This window comes from Sphingomonas sp. CFBP 13706 (assembly GCF_014842355.1).
GTDB classification, from domain to species: domain Bacteria; phylum Pseudomonadota; class Alphaproteobacteria; order Sphingomonadales; family Sphingomonadaceae; genus Sphingomonas; species Sphingomonas aerolata.
The window spans coordinates 249,395-265,222 of sequence record NZ_JACYVM010000002.1; the positions used below are offsets into that span (position 1 = coordinate 249,395).

14 protein-coding genes are annotated in these 15,828 nt (G+C 66.8%); 4 read left to right on the top strand and 10 right to left on the bottom strand.

Annotated elements, in window-relative coordinates:
- Positions 1 to 21 precede the first annotated feature (21 nt).
- The 3 genes from bfr to purL form a co-directional block, all read right to left on the bottom strand.
- Positions 22 to 537, bottom strand: coding sequence for a bacterioferritin (bfr, locus tag IFS44_RS04540; RefSeq protein WP_042467738.1), 516 nt, complete (start codon positions 535 to 537; stop codon positions 22 to 24).
- A gap of 93 nt (positions 538 to 630) precedes the next feature.
- Complete coding sequence (locus tag IFS44_RS22120) at positions 631 to 801, bottom strand: (2Fe-2S)-binding protein (RefSeq protein WP_037527780.1); 171 nt, start codon at positions 799 to 801, stop codon at positions 631 to 633.
- A gap of 93 nt (positions 802 to 894) precedes the next feature.
- On the bottom strand, positions 895 to 3,114 hold the full coding sequence (purL, locus tag IFS44_RS04545; RefSeq protein WP_192097675.1) for a phosphoribosylformylglycinamidine synthase subunit PurL: 2,220 nt from the start codon (positions 3,112 to 3,114) through the stop codon (positions 895 to 897).
- 163 nt (positions 3,115 to 3,277) lie between these two features.
- Between purL and IFS44_RS04550 the strand changes: the two genes are divergently transcribed.
- Positions 3,278 to 3,598 carry a hypothetical protein gene (locus IFS44_RS04550; RefSeq protein WP_192097676.1) on the top strand — a complete coding sequence of 107 codons (321 nt, stop codon included), beginning with the start codon at positions 3,278 to 3,280 and terminating at the stop codon, positions 3,596 to 3,598.
- Between the two features lie 236 nt (positions 3,599 to 3,834).
- Here the strand turns inward: IFS44_RS04550 and map are convergent, their stop codons facing one another.
- Positions 3,835 to 4,662, bottom strand: a complete 828-nt coding sequence (gene map, locus IFS44_RS04555; RefSeq protein ID WP_031395631.1) for a type I methionyl aminopeptidase — start codon at positions 4,660 to 4,662, stop codon at positions 3,835 to 3,837.
- Positions 4,663 to 4,714: 52 nt separating this feature from the next.
- Between map and IFS44_RS04560 the strand changes: the two genes are divergently transcribed.
- The gene (locus IFS44_RS04560) at positions 4,715 to 5,473 is read left to right on the top strand and encodes a competence/damage-inducible protein A (RefSeq protein WP_037527778.1); all 759 of its coding nucleotides are present in this window, start codon (positions 4,715 to 4,717) and stop codon (positions 5,471 to 5,473) included.
- A gap of 325 nt (positions 5,474 to 5,798) precedes the next feature.
- On the top strand, positions 5,799 to 8,555 hold the full coding sequence (locus tag IFS44_RS04565) for a response regulator (protein ID WP_192097677.1): 2,757 nt from the start codon (positions 5,799 to 5,801) through the stop codon (positions 8,553 to 8,555).
- A 66-nt stretch (positions 8,556 to 8,621) separates the two neighbouring features.
- On the opposite strand, the gene IFS44_RS04570 is transcribed toward IFS44_RS04565, so the two are convergent.
- Positions 8,622 to 9,236 (bottom strand): TetR/AcrR family transcriptional regulator, encoded by a 615-nt coding sequence (locus IFS44_RS04570; protein ID WP_031441750.1) that lies wholly within the window; start codon positions 9,234 to 9,236, stop codon positions 8,622 to 8,624.
- A 22-nt stretch (positions 9,237 to 9,258) separates the two neighbouring features.
- Here IFS44_RS04570 and IFS44_RS04575 point away from each other — a divergent pair, with 22 nt between their 5' ends.
- Entirely contained in the window at positions 9,259 to 10,260 is a 1,002-nt protein-coding gene (locus IFS44_RS04575; RefSeq protein WP_342366333.1) for an NAD(P)-dependent oxidoreductase, read from the top strand.
- Here the strand turns inward: IFS44_RS04575 and IFS44_RS04580 are convergent.
- The 5 genes from IFS44_RS04580 to IFS44_RS04600 form a co-directional block, all read right to left on the bottom strand.
- A complete protein-coding gene (locus tag IFS44_RS04580; RefSeq protein ID WP_192070582.1) occupies positions 10,257 to 10,628 on the bottom strand; it encodes a DCC1-like thiol-disulfide oxidoreductase family protein in 372 nt (123 codons plus the stop codon). The two genes, IFS44_RS04575 and IFS44_RS04580, sit on opposite strands and share 4 nt — an antisense overlap.
- Entirely contained in the window at positions 10,625 to 11,200 is a 576-nt protein-coding gene (locus IFS44_RS04585; RefSeq protein WP_192097679.1) for a TspO/MBR family protein, read from the bottom strand. Before IFS44_RS04585 ends, IFS44_RS04580 begins: the two co-directional genes overlap by 4 nt.
- 3 nt (positions 11,201 to 11,203) lie before the next feature.
- Entirely contained in the window at positions 11,204 to 11,455 is a 252-nt protein-coding gene (locus IFS44_RS04590; protein WP_244649927.1) for a glutaredoxin domain-containing protein, read from the bottom strand.
- A 91-nt stretch (positions 11,456 to 11,546) separates the two neighbouring features.
- The gene (locus IFS44_RS04595; RefSeq protein WP_192097680.1) at positions 11,547 to 12,566 is read right to left on the bottom strand and encodes a phytase; all 1,020 of its coding nucleotides are present in this window, start codon (positions 12,564 to 12,566) and stop codon (positions 11,547 to 11,549) included.
- Positions 12,566 to 15,622, bottom strand: coding sequence for a TonB-dependent receptor (locus IFS44_RS04600; RefSeq protein WP_159511178.1), 3,057 nt, complete (start codon positions 15,620 to 15,622; stop codon positions 12,566 to 12,568). Before IFS44_RS04600 ends, IFS44_RS04595 begins: the two co-directional genes overlap by 1 nt.
- Positions 15,623 to 15,828 lie beyond the last annotated feature (206 nt).

The following is a 15,828-nucleotide window of genomic DNA, read 5'->3' on the forward strand; positions in this document are numbered from 1 at the left end:
GACGACGACCGGCAGACGGGTTCAGCCTTTCAAATAGGGTGCTGCGCCGGCCTTGGGCGAATCATGCTCGGAGATCGAGTTGAGCTGGATGTAGTTGTGGATGCCCATCCGCGCGATCATCTCGAACTGGCGTTCGATCGTGTCGACATGCTCTTCCTCGCTGGCAAGGATGCGCGCGAACAGGTCGCGGCTGATATAGTCCTTCACTTCTTCGCAATAGGCGATCGCGCTCTTCAGCTGGATCGTCGCCTCGACCTCAAGCGCGAGGTCCGACTTCAAAACCTCCTCGACGGTCTCGCCGATGCGCAGCCGACCGAGCAGCTGGAAATTGGGCAGGCCATCGAGAAACAGGATGCGCTCCGACAACCAGTCGGCATGCTTCATCTCGTCGATCGACTCCATGCGCTCATACTGGGCGAGCTTGTAGACGCCCCAATGCTCGAGCATCCGATAATGGAGCCAATATTGGTTGACCGCGGTCAACTCGTTCTTGAGCGCCTCGTTCAGGAAATCAATTACCGTGGGATCGCCGCGCATTGCCATAACTCCGTCACCTCTGAGCGGCATGTAGCGGTTTTACGTTCGTGGCGGCAAGGGCGACGGGATCGCGCCGCGTGGTGCCGCGCCCGGTCAGGCTGCGGCGCGTTCCTCGTTGATGATCGCCCGGGCGACCGATGTGCACTGACCGCATTTCGGCTGACGGCCCAGCGAACGGAACGCCTGGCAGGGCGTCGTGCACCCGCCCCGCGCACAGCTGCGGACGTCGGATTCTCGAATGGCATTGCAGACGCAGACGACCATGGAAGCTCCCTCGTGAGAGCTTCCAATTAGCGATAATGCGAACCAGTCGCAAGCGCTTTTGCGTCTGATTCGCAACTAATGCCGCGTTGTTGTTCAGGCCAGCGCGGCGTCTGCCCCCATCAAATTCGGGAAGAAGCCCTCATGCGCGGCGCGCAGCGTGTCGAGTGCGATCACGTCGTCGCGGTCGGGGCGTTCGAAGATCAGGCGCTTGCCGCCGGTACGGCCGAGCGGTTCGGCCTCGACATCGGCGGCATGTGCGGCGCCGAGGAAGTCGAGCAGCGCGTGATCCTCGACGGTGACGATATAGACGCCCTGGTCTTCCGCGAAGAACGCGCGTGCGCAGTCGAAGGGCTGCTTGCGGTCGATCATCGCGCCGATGCCGCCTGCGAGCGCCATTTCGGCCAGTGTCACGGCGATGCCGCCGTCCGAGACGTCGTGGACCGCCGACAGCTGGCCCTCGGCGATCGCGTTGCGGATGAGGTCGCCGACGCGACGCTCCGCCGCCAGATCGACCGCGGGCGGGGGGCCTTCCTCGCGGCCATGGCATTCGCGCAGCCACAGCGACTGGCCGAGATGGCCGTGTCGCGTGCCGACCGCGAGGATGATGTCGCCCGATCCCTTGAACGCGATCGTCGCATTCTTCTGCCAGTCGGCGAGCAGGCCGATTGCGCCGATTGCAGGCGTCGGCAGGATCGCCGAGCCGCCGCCGGTCGCCTTGGATTCATTGTAGAGCGAGACGTTGCCCGAGACGATCGGGAAGTCGAGCGCGATGCACGCGTCGCTCATCCCCTCGAGGCAGCCGACGATCTGGCCCATGATCTCGGGGCGCTGCGGGTTGGCGAAGTTGAGGCAGTTGGTCACTGCCAACGGCAGCGCGCCGACCGCGGTGAGGTTGCGCCATGCTTCCGCGACCGCCTGCTTGCCGCCCTCGACGGGGTCGGCGAAGCAATAGCGCGGCGTGCAGTCGGTGGTCATCGCCAGCGCCTTCTGCGTGCCGTGGACGCGGACGACGGCGGCATCGCCACCGGGGCGCTGCACGGTGTCGGCACCGACCATGTGGTCATATTGCTCCCAGATCCAGCGGCGCGAGGCGATGTCGGGCGAGCCCATCAGCGTCACCAGATCGGCAGCAATGTCGTTGCTGTGCGGCACGTTTTCGAGCGGTGCGGGCTTGGGCGTCGGCACGTGCGGGCGATCGTAGAGCGGTGCCTCGTCGGCCAGCGGCCCGAGCGGAATGTCGCAAACCGTCTCGCCCTTGAACGTCAGCACCATGCGGCCGGTGTCGGTGACGCGGCCGATCACCGCGAAATCGAGCTCCCACTTCTTGAAGATCGCCTCGGCCTCGGCCTCGCGGCCGGGCTTCAGCACCATGAGCATCCGCTCCTGGCTTTCGCTCAGCATCATCTCGTACGGGGTCATGCCGGTCTCGCGCTGCGGCACGTCGTCCATGACGAGTTCGATACCGACTCCGCCCTTCGACGCCATCTCGACCGATGAGGAGGTGAGGCCGGCGGCGCCCATGTCCTGGATCGCGACGATGACGTCGGTCGCCATGAGTTCGAGGCAGGCCTCGATCAGCAGCTTTTCGGTAAAGGGATCGCCGACCTGGACGGTCGGGCGCTTGGCGTCCGAATCCTCGCCGAAGTCCGCGCTCGCCATCGTCGCGCCGTGGATGCCGTCGCGACCGGTCTTGGAACCGACATAGACGATCGGATTGCCGATACCGCTGGCGGCCGAATAGAAGATCTTGTCTTGATCAGCGATCCCGACGGTCATCGCGTTGACCAGGATGTTGCCGTCATACGCCGCGTGAAAGTTCACCTCGCCGCCGACCGTCGGCACGCCGACGCAATTGCCATAGCCGCCGATGCCGTGAACAACGCCCGAGATCAGGTGGCGCATCTTGGGGTGATCGGGCCGGCCGAAGCGCAGCGCGTTCATGTTGGCGATCGGCCGCGCGCCCATCGTGAAGACGTCGCGCAGGATGCCGCCGACGCCGGTCGCCGCGCCCTGATAGGGTTCGATGTAGGACGGGTGGTTGTGGCTCTCCATCTTGAAGATCGCCGCCTGGTTGTCGCCGATATCGACGACGCCGGCATTCTCGCCCGGGCCGCAGATGACGCGCTCGCCCTTGGTGGGCAGCTTCATCAGGTGGATCTTGCTCGACTTGTAGCTGCAATGCTCGGACCACATCACCGAGAAGATGCCAAGCTCGACGAGATTGGGCTCGCGGCTGATCGCGTGGAGCACGCGCTCATATTCTTCGGGGGACAGGCCGTGGTCGGCGACGATCTGCGGTGTGATCTCGGTCATGGGGCGGGCTTTAGCGGGGTGGGGGGCGACTTGCCAGCGTCGATCCTGCTCGAAGCGCGAGGGATTGGCGACGTGCAATTGCCATGTCATCAAACGGCGTCAGACTTCCCGTCGATACCGCCCGGTATATGGCAGGGCGGTCGTCATTCGGGGGGGGGGGTAAATGAAGCTCGCGTCGATACTGGCGATTGCGGCGCTGGGGAGCACGGCGATGCAACTGCCCGCGCAGGCACCGACGAGTTTCTGCGAGCGGCTTGCTCCCAAACTCAACATGAAGCAGGCCGGATCGAAGCCCGCGCGGGCCACCGAATGGCGCGTCAATACGATGGGTCTTGGATCGCATCTGTTTGGCGGGTCGTCGATGGTGTCGTTCATGGTCCGGCCGTCGGGCGAGCAGACCCAGGCGGCCTATGACAAGGCGACGAAGGCCTGCAGCCAGTCGCCCAAGGGTATCCTGTGCCGATCGAGGGGCCGGCCGAGCTGACGGTGCAGACTAGGGGTCTCGAAGCGAAGGGTGATGCGGCCGCCGGTGAAAGCGCGGAGGTAGAGTTGCGGAAGGCTGCGATCCTCTGCCGCGACCTGTAGTCGTCATCCCACTTTGCGTCGTCATCCTGACGGACGTCAGGATCTAGGGTAACGAGGTACGCGCCTTGCGGCTCTGGATCCTGACTTTCGTCAGGCTGAGGGGAGGGGGGCGATTGCGCCCCCCTCCCGTGCGTATCACCCGTAGGGCGGCTGCGTGTAACCTTTGGGGCTGAGCGTGAAGATGTCGCAGCCGGTCTCGGTGATGCCGATCGAATGCTCGAACTGCGCCGACAGCGAACGGTCGCGCGTCACCGCGGTCCAGCCGTCGTCGAGCAGCTTAACGTCGGGGCGGCCAATGTTGATCATCGGTTCGATCGTGAAGATCATGCCGGGGCGCAGTTCGGGGCCGGTGCCGGGCTTGCCGACATGGACGACTTCGGGGGCGTCATGGAAGAGGCGGCCGACGCCGTGCCCGCAGAAATCGCGGACCACGCCGTAGCGGTGCTTCTCGGCATGACGCTGGATCGCATGGGCGACGTCGCCCATGCGGTTGCCGGGCTTCGCCTGCTCGATGCCGAGCATCAGGCATTCATAGGTCACCTCGACGAGGCGCCGCGCCTTGATCGGCACGTCGCCGATCAGGTACATCCGGCTCGTGTCGCCGTGCCAGCCGTCGAGCAGCGGCGTGACGTCGACATTGACGATATCGCCCGACTTCAGCGTCTTCTCGCTCGGGATGCCGTGGCAGACGACATGGTTGATCGAGATGCAGACGCTGTGCGTATAGCCACGATAGCCGAGCGTCGCCGGCACCGCGCCGGCGGCTGTGACGAAGTCGTAGATCAGCCGGTCGATCTCCGCAGTGGTCACGCCCGGCACCATGTGCGGCACGATCATGTCGAGCGTCTCGGCGGCGAGCCGCCCGGCCTTCATCATGCCTTCAAAGGCAGCGGGGCCGTGGAGCTTGATGGCGCCGGTGCGCGCGTCCGGCGCGTCGGACGTGACGGTTACATATTCGGTCATGGCGAGCGATATAGCGTGGCGGCGCAACTTTTGCGAGGCTATGCGAAGGGCCATGACACAGGAACGCATCTGGACGGCCGCACTGACGATCATCGGCGACGAGATCCTGTCGGGCCGCACGCAGGACAAGAACGTCGCGCAGATCGCGGCCTGGCTCAACGTGCAGGGCATCCGGCTGGCCGAAGTGCGCGTCGTCGCCGACCGGACCGAGGCGATCGTCGAGGCGGTGAACACCCTGCGCGCACGCAACGACTATCTGTTCACCACGGGCGGGATCGGCCCGACGCATGACGACATCACCGTCGATTCGATCGCCGAGGCGCTGGGTGTCGCGGTCGAGCATCATCCGCGGGCGATGGCGGTGCTGGAGGCCTATTATGCGACCCGCGGCGGGCTGACCGAGGCGCGTGCGCGGATGGCGCGCGTGCCGGTCGGTGCGGACCTGATCGACAACAAGGTATCGGGCGCGCCGGGGATCCGGATCGGCAACATCTTCATCATGGCGGGGGTGCCGCACATCACCGCCGGCATGCTCGATGCGCTGACCGGCACGCTCGAGGGCGGACGCCCGGTCGTGTCGAAGACGATCGGCTGCTGGGTGGCGGAGAGCGAAGTCGCCGACCTGCTGCGCGATGCCGAAAAGGCGCATGACGGCGTCGCGGTCGGCAGCTACCCGTTTTTCCGCGACGGCCGGACGGGCGCGAATTTCGTCGTGCGCAGTGCGGATGCCGCGCTGGTCGATCGCTGCATCGCCGATCTGGTCAGCGCGCTCGAGGCGACCGGTCGCGTGGTGACACCCGAAGGCATCTGACGCCGCGGGCGTACTCCAGGTTGGTGGACGGCCCGCTGGGCCAAGCCGCTTGCAAAGCACGGCAATACCCGTCAGCCTTCGTAAAAATACGAAGGAGAGGCTGGATGACTGCAAGCAATCTGATGCTGATGATCGTGGGCTGTATGGCGGTTTTGCCGCTGGTGGCGCTCGCCTTCGTGATGTGGCGGCCGGTGACCAAGCCCCTCGACTGAGGGGCTTCTCGCCGCGTGCACGTCGGTCGTGCGCGCGGCTCGCTCCGTCTGCCAAGTCCGGTGCCGATGCCAAGCGCGATTGACAGGCGCGGTCGGAAAGCTACCCCGGTGGCATGGTTACCCGACAGACCCGCAACCCGGTGCTCGCGTCCGAACTCGACCGCTTCATCGATGCCCAGGTAATTGCCGGCACCGGCGTGAGCGCTGATGCGGTTGCCGCTGAGACCCTGACGCTGCTGCGCGACCGGCTGGGGCGATCCGGCGCCGCCACCCCGGTGGCCTGGCCGATCGCCGGCGGGACATGTGGCGCAGCGATACGAGCGCATGACTGGAGCGCGACGCCACTCGGCGCGATCGACGCCTGGTCCCCGCAGCTTCGCTCGACCGTCAATACGGTGGTCAACTCGCCCGTCGCCAAGGTGCTGATGTGGGGCGCTGACGGCCTGATGCTGTATAATGACGGCTATGCCAGGATCGCGGGCGGCAAGCACCCGGCCGCGATCGGTGCGCGCGCCGTCGACGTCTGGCCCGAGCAAGCGGACTTCAACCGCCACGTGCTGGGCGAGGTGATGCGCGGCGAGGTCATGCTGTTTCGCGACCAGCCGATGACGCTCCACCATGACGGCGCGGCGCACGCGGTGACGCTCGACCTCTTCTACACCCCGGTGCATGATTTCGACGGCAGCGTCGGCGGCGTGCTGGGTACCGTGATCGACAATAGCGAGCGGGTGGCGGCGGAACGGCAGCTGGCTCGGAGCGAATCGGAGCTGCGGATCGTCACCGACGCGCTGCCCGTGCTGATTTCCTATATCGATCGTGACTATGTCTATCGTTTCGCCAATAGCTTTTACGAGGACTGGGTCGGGCTGACACCCGCCCAGGTCGTCGGACGGCATGTCCGCGACGTCATCGGTAAGCCCGCCTTTGCCGTACGCCAGCCGATGATGGACCGGGCTCTGGCTGGCGAGACGGTAACCGCCGATGCGCGGCTGCCGCACCGCGACGGCGGCGACCGCGCGTCCGAGCTGCGCTATATCCCGCGGATCGAACCCGATGGGGCGATCAACGGCTTCTACGTGCTGGTCTTCGACGTCGAGGAGCGCGTCAATCGCACGCTGCAGCCCGAACGACAGATCAGCCACCGTGAACGCGCCGAGCGTCAGCTGCGCGTCCTCAACGAGACGCTCGAGGCGCGCGTCATCCGCGAGATCGAGGAGCGTCGGCTTGCCGAAGCGGGGCTCGCCCAGGCGCAGAAGATGGAGACGATCGGCAAGCTGACCGGCGGTGTCGCGCACGACTTCAACAATTTGCTTCAGGTCGTCTCAGGCAATCTGCAGCTGCTCGGCAAGGACATCGCCGGGAACGCGCGCGCCGAGCGCCGGGTCAGCAACGCGATGGCGGGGATCGAACGCGGCGCCAAGCTTGCGGCGCAGTTGCTCGCCTTCGGCCGACGTCAGGCGCTCGAACCCAAGGTGGTCAACGTCACGCGGTTCGTACGCGGGATGGACGACATGCTGCGGCGTGCGATCGGCGAGGCGATCGAAGTGGAGACGGTCGTCGGTGGTGGGCTGTGGAACACGTTCATCGACCCGACGCAGATCGAGAACGCGTTGCTCAACCTCGCGATCAATGCGCGCGACGCGATGGAGGGGCGCGGCAAGCTGACGATCGAGCTCGGCAATGCGAGCCTCGACGACGCCTATGCACGCGGCCATCTGGAGGTCGCGGCGGGGCAATATGTCATGCTGGCGGTCACCGACACGGGCAGCGGCATGGCGCCCGACATCATCGACAAGGTGTTCGAGCCGTTCTTCTCGACCAAGAGCGAGGGCAAGGGATCCGGGCTCGGGCTGTCGATGGTCTATGGCTTCGTCAAGCAATCGGGCGGCCATGTGAAGATCTACAGCGAGGTCGGCGAAGGCACGACGATCAAGCTCTATTTGCCGCGCGCGATGGGCCCCGAAGACGTCGAGGTCGCGACCAGCGGTGGGCCGATCATCGGCGGGACCGAAACCGTGCTGGTGGTCGAGGACGACGACGAAGTCCGTGCGACCGTCGTCGAGATGCTCGGCGACCTTGGCTATGGCGTGCTCAAGGCGGTCGACGCGGGCAGTGCGCTGAACGTCATCGAAAGCGGCGTGCCGATCGACATGCTGTTCACCGACGTGGTGATGCCGGGGACGCTGAAGAGCCCCGAGCTCGCCCGTCGCGCGCGCGAGCGGATCCCCGATCTCGCGGTGCTGTTCACGTCGGGCTATACGGAGAATTCGATCGTGCATGGCGGCCGGCTCGACGTGGGCGTCGAGCTGTTGTCCAAGCCCTATACGCGCGAGGCGCTCGCGCGGAAGTTCGAACAGGTTCTCGCCGGGCAGCGCGCGCGGCGGCGCGCGGCGGATGGCTGCGATGACGCGCAGCGGTCGGACAGCGACGTCCCGGTTCGCGTTCTGCTCGTCGAGGACGATGCGGTGATCCGTGCGGGTGCGGCCGAGATGCTGCGCGATCTGGGCATGGCGGTGATCGAGGCGGCCAGCGCCGAAGCGGCGCTGGCGCTGCTGCAGGCGAGCCCGGTCGATGTGCTGGTCAGCGACGTCAACCTGCCCGGGCTGTCCGGCCCGGAGCTCGCCGAGGAGATCCGCGTGCATCTGCCGGGGATCGGCGTCGTGTTCGCAACGGGCGACAGCGAGGTCGCACTCGTACCGTGGGATCCCCAGGCGATCCTGCTGCCAAAGCCCTATGGCGTCGAGGCACTGCGCTCGGCTGTCGTCAGGGCGGCGTCGAAGGCGGCGATCGACAGGCCAGCGCCGGCTGATACTGCGGCCGAAGGACCTGTGCTGATGCAGATCGCGTCAGACGGACAGACCAGAGGGTAATCCTGACCGGCAGCGACCGTGCCGGGGGCAGGGGAGCGCGCGACGGAGGCGTGCGTGCCCCGGCGCCTAGCGCGTCGGCCAGACCATCATGCAGGTGTCGACAAGCTGATTGAGCTCGCCACAGGTGGCGCCCGATCCGCCCTGGATCGCCAGCCCTTGCATGACCGCGAACAGATAGCGCGCGAGAGCGGGCGACTCGAGACCGTCGGGGAACTCGCCCGCAGCCTTGGCCTCGTCGAACCGGCGGATCAGCGCAGCCTGCGACGACTCGCGGCGTTTGGCGACCTCGGCCTTGATCGGTTCAGCCTCGACGCCGCAGGCGACGCTGCTGATGATGCTCAGGCACCCCTTGGGATCGCAGGTGCTCGTCTGCATCTGGAGTGCCCCGCGCAGCAGCCGCTCGGCCACGGCCTTGGCGGTCGGCGCATCGAGCGCGGAGGTCATATAAGCGAGCTTTTCGCGCTCATAGAGGTCGAGCGCCTTGTGAAACAACGCTTCCTTGTTGCCGAACGCGGCATAGAGGCTCGGCTTGGTGATCTTCATCTCGGCCGTGAGTTCGGCCATCGACGCCGCCTCATAGCCGTTTCGCCAGAAAACGCGCAGCGCGGCCGCAAGCGCCTCCTCGAGATCGAACTCGCGGGGGCGGCCCTTGGGGGCGGTGAGCGTGCACAAGCTATTCATACCAGTCGGTATATAGGCACAAGTGGAAAAACGTCCAGTATCCCGGACGTTCCGGGACCGAGCGACCGGATCGCTCGCGTCGAACATCCGCGCCGCCCGCGCGTTGGGCGGGGCAGGACCGGCGGGTGATCCTGCTGCGGTCGGACAAGGGATTATGATCATGAGAATCGGGTTTATCGGTCTGGGCCAGATGGGGCATGCGATGGCCACCAATCTGGTCGAGACGGGTCATGAGGTGACGGTGTGGAACCGCTCGCCGGACAAGGCCGATGCGCTGGTCGAACGTGGCGCGACTCGCGCCGCGACGCCCGCCGAAGCGGCGCAGGGCGACGTGGTGATGACGATGCTGGCGGACGATGCCGCGCTGGAGGCGGTGGTCTACGGCGATGGCGGGATCCTCGGCGCGCCGGCGGTACATGTATCGCACAGCACGATCAGCGTCGCGCTGGCGGAGCGGCTGACGGCGGACCAGGACGGGGCCGGTGGCTATGTCGCGGCCCCCGTCTTCGGTCGTCCGCCCGCGGCGGCGGCGGCGATGCTGTTCGTCGTTGCGGCGGGACGCGACGATCTGATCGCCCGGTGCGAGCCCGCACTGAATGCCATCAGCCAGCGCGTGTTCCGCGTCGGCGAGGCGCCGTCCGCCGCCAATCTGGTGAAGCTCAGCGGCAATTTCATGATCATGGCGGCGGTCGAGGCGATGGCGGAGGCGATGACGCTCGCGGAAAAGGGCGGGGTCGAACCGGCGCTGCTGCTCGAGGTGCTGACGGGCACGCTGTTCAATGCCCCGGTCTACAAGACGTATGGCGAGATGCTGGTCGAACAGCGGTTCACGCCCGCAGGTTTTGCCGCGCCACTGGGGCTGAAGGACATGAACCTCGTCGACACCGCGGCGGGCCGACTGCGTACGCCGATGCCGCTGCTCGGCGTGGTGCGCGATCATCTGCGCGCCGCGATCGCGCAGGAGGGGGAGGATGTCGACTGGTCGGCGGTGGGCGCCGCCGTCCGGCGCAACGCCGGGCTTTAACGCCGCCGCTCGCCCGCCTGTCGGCCGCGTAGCGCGGCCTGCAGGCGGGGTCGGACCACGAGGAAGCCGAGATAGGCACGTTCGAGCAGGCGGAGCGCCGTGCCGTTGCGTGCGAGCAGGCCGAGCGGCCGCAGGACCGGGATTGCGCGCCACATCGCGGCGAACGCCGCCGCGCCCGACAGCATCGTCCCGTCTTCACGCGCATGAAACCGCGCGAGAAGGTCCCGGCGGTCGATCGGGCAACTCGCATCGGGATCGGTGGCATCGACGAAGGTGATCGCGCCGCGCCGGTCGAGCCGCCGCATGAGCGCGATCTCGCGCCGGCATAACGGGCAGTCGCCGTCATGCCAGACGACCAGATCGGTCACCGGGCGTCCGCCGCGTCGGCGACGGGGTTGCGTGCGCTGATGCGCGTGGCGAGCAACGTCGCAAAGCCGAGCCAGCCCACGAACGGCACGCCGAGCAGCGCCGCGGGACGATCGACCTTCGCCGCCGCCGCGACATATGCGCCGCCAGTTGCGACCATCGTGCCTGCGACGACTGCACCGGATCGAAGCGCCCGCTTGCGAAAGAAGATCTCGGTCCAGCCGCCGACCATCGCGGTGTTGAGCAGCCACAGCCCGACCGCACTCGTGCGACGTGGCCCTGAGGGCTGGCGGAGCAGACGATATCCGCCGACCGCGAGCCCGGTCTCGAGCACCGGCCACACCGCGCCGAACACGGCATCGGGCGGGGTATAGCTGGGCTTGTCGAGCCGCTTGTACCAGCGGCGGGTCCGCGGGTGGGAGGGATCGGGCGCATTGCGGCGACCGATCGCGGCGCTGACGCCGAGGACCGACACGACGATCAGCGCGGCAGCGGTCCGCGACAGTGCTGGCGGTGGCGGTGGCGCATGCGCCGGAACGGGCGACGCGACCGGATGGTGATCAGGATGGGCCATCGCTCAGCGCTCCGCCAGATAGCGTTCGAGATCATCGCAGCCACCGATCGTCTCGCCATCGATGACGATCAGCGGGGTTGTCGCGATGCCGTGCTCGGCCTTGAACGCCTCGACCGCATCCCGATCGCGGAGGATCTGGTCGTCGACGTCATAGCCTTCGGCCTGAAGCAGCTGCTTCGCGCGGACGCCGAACGGGCAGGTGTGATCGGGCAGCACCATCCGGTGCAGCGTCGCGGTACGGGTCTGGGTCATCATCGTCCTCGGATCTGCGGCCTCTCGATACGCCGATCGATGCCAGCTCCTATAGCGCGGGATGGCCCCAGACGTTCCCTGCGGACGTCGCGGGCTAGCGGCGCAGGGCGCGGCGCACGGCGGTCCAGCTGACGAACTTGAAGTTCTGCGTGTCGGGGGCGTTGTCGCCGTCCTGCGCGACGAACAGGCCGCCCGGATAGGCCGGGCCGAAATCGCCGAGCATCAGGTCGATGCCGTCGGTGTCGCTGGTCCCGTCGATCGCCCCGCCGCCGATCCGGAACCGCCCCGCATAGGTGACGCCAGGCAGGCGGTAGAGCGTATAGGCGTTGTCGCCCTGGCTCGAGACGACCAGATAGCCGCCGCGGCGGCCCGAGGGCGCGAGCGCGAGGCCTTCCGCATCGGCGACGAGCGTCTTGCCGTCGACCTGCGCGATCGGCGTCGCGGTCCCCTGAGCCGCCGGATCCGCGTCGAACCGCCAGAGCCCGACATCTTCCTCCGCGACGTAGAGCCGCCCGGTCCGGTCGTCGACGACGCAGCCCTCGGCCTGGCTCGCGAGCTTCATCGACCGGACCGTCGTGACCTTGGGGACCGTGCGCGAGACGTCGATGGCGACCTGATCGATCCGCCCGTCCTTCAGTACGACGAAGCCGAACAGCGCGTGATCGCGCGCGCGCGTCCACAGGCACATGCCGTAAGCCTCGCCCGGGCCGACCGGGAAGCGGCCGAGCGGCACGAGCCTCGCCGCCGCGGTGTCGAGCGTGAACAGTGACACATGCGCGGTATCGACATCGGCGCGGTCGCTCGCCGCCGCGATGACGCGCGTGCCGACCGTGCGAAGGTCGACATTGTTCAGCCGGTCGGCGGGCGTGAAACTCAGCCGCTTGCCCGCCAGACTGTAGACGTGGATCCCCGCCTTCTTGTCCGTCCCGATGACCAGGCTCTTCGCCGGGTCCGCGGGGTTGCGCCAGATCGCGGGATCGTCCGCCGCATCCGCCGCGGTGTCGACCGGATCGGTTTCCGCGGTCGCCGCGACCAGCGGCGCGGTGGCCGTCTGGGGCACGCTCGTGGTCGCGCACCCGGCGAGGATCAGCGCGACGAGCGGCAAAGCGCGCATCAGAAGGTCACCCGCACGCCGCCGGTATAGCGCCGCCCGAACGTCTCATGCTCGATCGTATAGGCGGACGAGCCGGCATAGCGGCGGCCCGGGCCGTTCAGGAGGTTGGCGAAATCGCCGTAGATCTCGACATTGTTGTTGATTGCGTACCGCACGCTGGCGTCGAGCTCATTGTCCTTCGCCCAGTAGAAATCGCCGCCGTCGATGCCGCGGACGACGCCGCCGATCGTGTCGGTGCCGCCGATCGCATCGAGCCATGCCGAGCGGTTCTGATAGGACACCCGCGCCGAAAAACCGTATTTCTCGTAATAGGCGATCAGATTGTAGATCGCGTCCGACGCACCGGGCAGCGGCACCTTGCGCGAGGGCAGGGCCGCGGTCCCCGGCGTCTCGGCGCGGCTCTTGTTGATCGTCGCGTTGAGCTGGACGCCGAAGCCACCCATCCATTCGGGCAGCCCGAGATCGGCGGTGAAGGGCTCGAGCTGCTGCTGGATCGCACCCTCGATGCCCATGATATAGCCGCTGCCGCCGTTGACGATCGTCGAATAGAGATAGCCCGATCGATCGACGCCGCCGGTGTTCAGCGTCGTCCGCCCGAACGTCTGCGTCGAATCGAACAGGACGTCGGTGACGTCCTTGTAATAGGCGCCGATCGACAGGAAGCCGCGCGGCATCGTGTAATATTCGACATAGAGATCGACGCCCTTCGCCTTTTCGGGCTTCGCATCAGGATTGCCGCCGGAGATGGTGGCGTTCGCATCGTTATAGCTGAGATTGGGGCGCAGCTGATCATAATCCGGACGCGCGGCGCCGGTGTTGAACGACAGCCGTGCCTTCATCCGGTCGTCGACGTCCCAGTTGAGGTGGAGGCTGGGATAGACCAGCGTCTGGCTCGACTTCACGTCGATCGGTGTTGTGACCGTCGTCGCCGCGCTGCCGGTGCCGACCGTGCCGATCGAGAAGGCACGTGCGTCGTTGCGGATATGCTCGACGCGGGCGCCGCCGATGATGCTGCCCCAGCCGGTCGTCGCGGTCGCCATCGCATAGGCCGAATAGACTTTTTCGCCGACGTCGTAGAAATTGGCGTCGCTGCGAACATAGCTGCCGACCGCCTTGGCCTGATCGACCAGTCCGAGAACCTTGTCGCGGTCGAAATACTGGAAGGTGTAGCCGAGCGGGATCTCGCCCTGAAACCCGCCGGGCTTGGCGATCGCCGAATAGTTCGTCGCGATACCCGCCGCGGCGAACTGCGCGGGCGTCGACAGGTCGAGGAGATATTCGTTCGACGTCTTGGTGCGGTCGTCATAGCGCACGCCGGCGGCGAGGATCGTCGAGGCGCCGAACACCGACGCCTCGCGGCTGATGTCGAGCTTGGCGGTATAGGCCTCGGTCACGTCCTGCGCCTTGAGCGAGCGCAGGCGCGACAGGGTGCGCGGGAAATCCTCGATCGCCGTGACCCGGTCGCCGCGCGAAAAGCTGCCATCTGCGTTGCGGATCGTCCGGTACAGCTGCACCTTGGCGAGCTGCGGGTCGGTCAGGTCATAGCCGACGGTCAGGCGGTTGGCGGCATTCGCACCGTTGGTGCCGAACGAGGGGCTGTCATAGTTGAGCTGCGCAGGCTGCGACCGGTCGTCGATCGACCGGGTGTAGTTGCCGCGCCACGCGACCTTCCAGTCGCCGAGTTCGTGATCGCCGCCCAGCGTGTTGGTGAACACCGACTGCTTGTACTTGCGCACCGTGAAGTTCGAATTGAGATCGATCCCGTACACCGTGCCGAGCAGGGGGGTGTTGCCCGTGCAGACATCGGCATAGCCCGTGGTGCCCGAGGCCGGGCGCGCATTGACCGCGCAAGCTGCGGTGCCGTTCGGGGTGCGCGACTGCTGGTCGTCCAGATCGAAGATGTAATTGTTGCGCTGCTCGTCATCCTCGAACGCCGAGTAGATCGTCTCGGCGAACAGCTTGTGGCCGGGGGCGGGGCGCCAGTCGAGCCGGCTCGACAGCGAATAGTTCTTGCGCGTCAGCCGGTAGAGCTTGTTTTCGGTCTCGCGCGCCCAGTTGCGCGTCTCGTACCCGGGGCGCAGGTCGCGGTCGACCGCTTCGAAATCGGTCTCGAAATTGTCGGTGACCATGCCGCGGCGATAGAGGCTGGCGGACGAGACGATGCCGAATTCGCCGATCCCCGTGTCGAACCGGTCGGATACGACGAGCGAGCCTTCATATTCGGTCTTCTTGCCGAGCTCGACATGGCCGAGGCCGCCCTTGGCCTGAACCTTGAGCCCCGGATAGTCGAACGCCGAGCGGGTGATGATGTCGACATTGCCCGCGATCGTCTCGCCGGTCATGTCGGGGGTCACCGCTTTCCGCACGATGATCTGCGACGCGATCGCCGAGGGGATCGAATCGAACCGTGCGTCGCGCCCCTCCGGGCTGACCACGTTGATCCCGTCGAACGACAGCGTCGTCCAGTTGATCGGGCTGCCGCGCAGCGTGATGTAGCGGGCCTGGCCCTGGTCGCGCTGGACGCCGACGCCGGGCAGGCGGCTGACCGCCTGCGCGACATTCTGGTCGGGCAGGCGCCCGATCGAATCCGACGCGATTACCGAGACGAGCGAGGGGCTGGTCCGCTGGATCTGCAGCGCTGCCGCTTCGGACTCGGCGATGGGGCGCGATCCCGAAACGACGATCTCGTCGCCGTCGGCACTGGTCTCGATCGTCATCGCGACATCGAGCACGACCGCCGCGTCGGTGACCGTGACGCTGCGCCGGGCATCGGGAAAGCCGACATAGCGGACGACGACGTCATGCGTCCCGGCGGGGATCCCGGCCAGCGTGAACCGGCCCGCGCGATCCGCCGCGGTCGCGAGGCCCAGTGCCGGAATCGAAACCGACGCGCCGTCGAGATAATCGCCGCTGCCGGCCTGCGAGATCGTCCCGGTGATGCTGGCATTGCCACGCGGGGCGGGGGCTGCGGCTGCGGCGGGGCCATCGACCGGTTCGGCACGGGCAATCCCGATCGCGAGCGGGATCATCGCACTGCCGATGAGAAGCGCGCGCAAGACAGCAGGACCGCGGGCGCGGTGTGACAGGCCGATGATCATGATGGTCCCCCGATTGGTCCAGCTATGGGCTGGCTTGCCGGGGTGCCTATTGCAGACCAATGGCAGCGTGGTGACACGGCGGTGACAGTTTCATTACGTCAGGCCGCGCATCTCCAAAGACAGCGCGCCATTCCACGTCGAGAAGCATCTTGCGTCGCTCTCGC

Excerpts from the sequence above, each read along its gene's own strand:
- bfr (WP_042467738.1), bottom strand. The coding sequence starts at position 537 with ATGCGCGGCGATCCCACGGTAATTGATTTCCTGAACGAGGCGCTCAAG.
- IFS44_RS22120 (WP_037527780.1), bottom strand. The coding sequence starts at position 801 with ATGGTCGTCTGCGTCTGCAATGCCATTCGAGAATCCGACGTCCGCAGC.
- purL (WP_192097675.1), bottom strand. The coding sequence starts at position 3,114 with ATGACCGAGATCACACCGCAGATCGTCGCCGACCACGGCCTGTCCCCC.
- IFS44_RS04550 (WP_192097676.1), top strand. The coding sequence starts at position 3,278 with ATGAAGCTCGCGTCGATACTGGCGATTGCGGCGCTGGGGAGCACGGCG.
- map (WP_031395631.1), bottom strand. The coding sequence starts at position 4,662 with ATGACCGAATATGTAACCGTCACGTCCGACGCGCCGGACGCGCGCACC.
- IFS44_RS04560 (WP_037527778.1), top strand. The coding sequence starts at position 4,715 with ATGACACAGGAACGCATCTGGACGGCCGCACTGACGATCATCGGCGAC.
- IFS44_RS04565 (WP_192097677.1), top strand. The coding sequence starts at position 5,799 with ATGGTTACCCGACAGACCCGCAACCCGGTGCTCGCGTCCGAACTCGAC.
- IFS44_RS04570 (WP_031441750.1), bottom strand. The coding sequence starts at position 9,236 with ATGAATAGCTTGTGCACGCTCACCGCCCCCAAGGGCCGCCCCCGCGAG.
- IFS44_RS04585 (WP_192097679.1), bottom strand. The coding sequence starts at position 11,200 with ATGGCCCATCCTGATCACCATCCGGTCGCGTCGCCCGTTCCGGCGCAT.
- IFS44_RS04590 (WP_244649927.1), bottom strand. The coding sequence starts at position 11,455 with ATGATGACCCAGACCCGTACCGCGACGCTGCACCGGATGGTGCTGCCC.
- IFS44_RS04595 (WP_192097680.1), bottom strand. The coding sequence starts at position 12,566 with ATGCGCGCTTTGCCGCTCGTCGCGCTGATCCTCGCCGGGTGCGCGACC.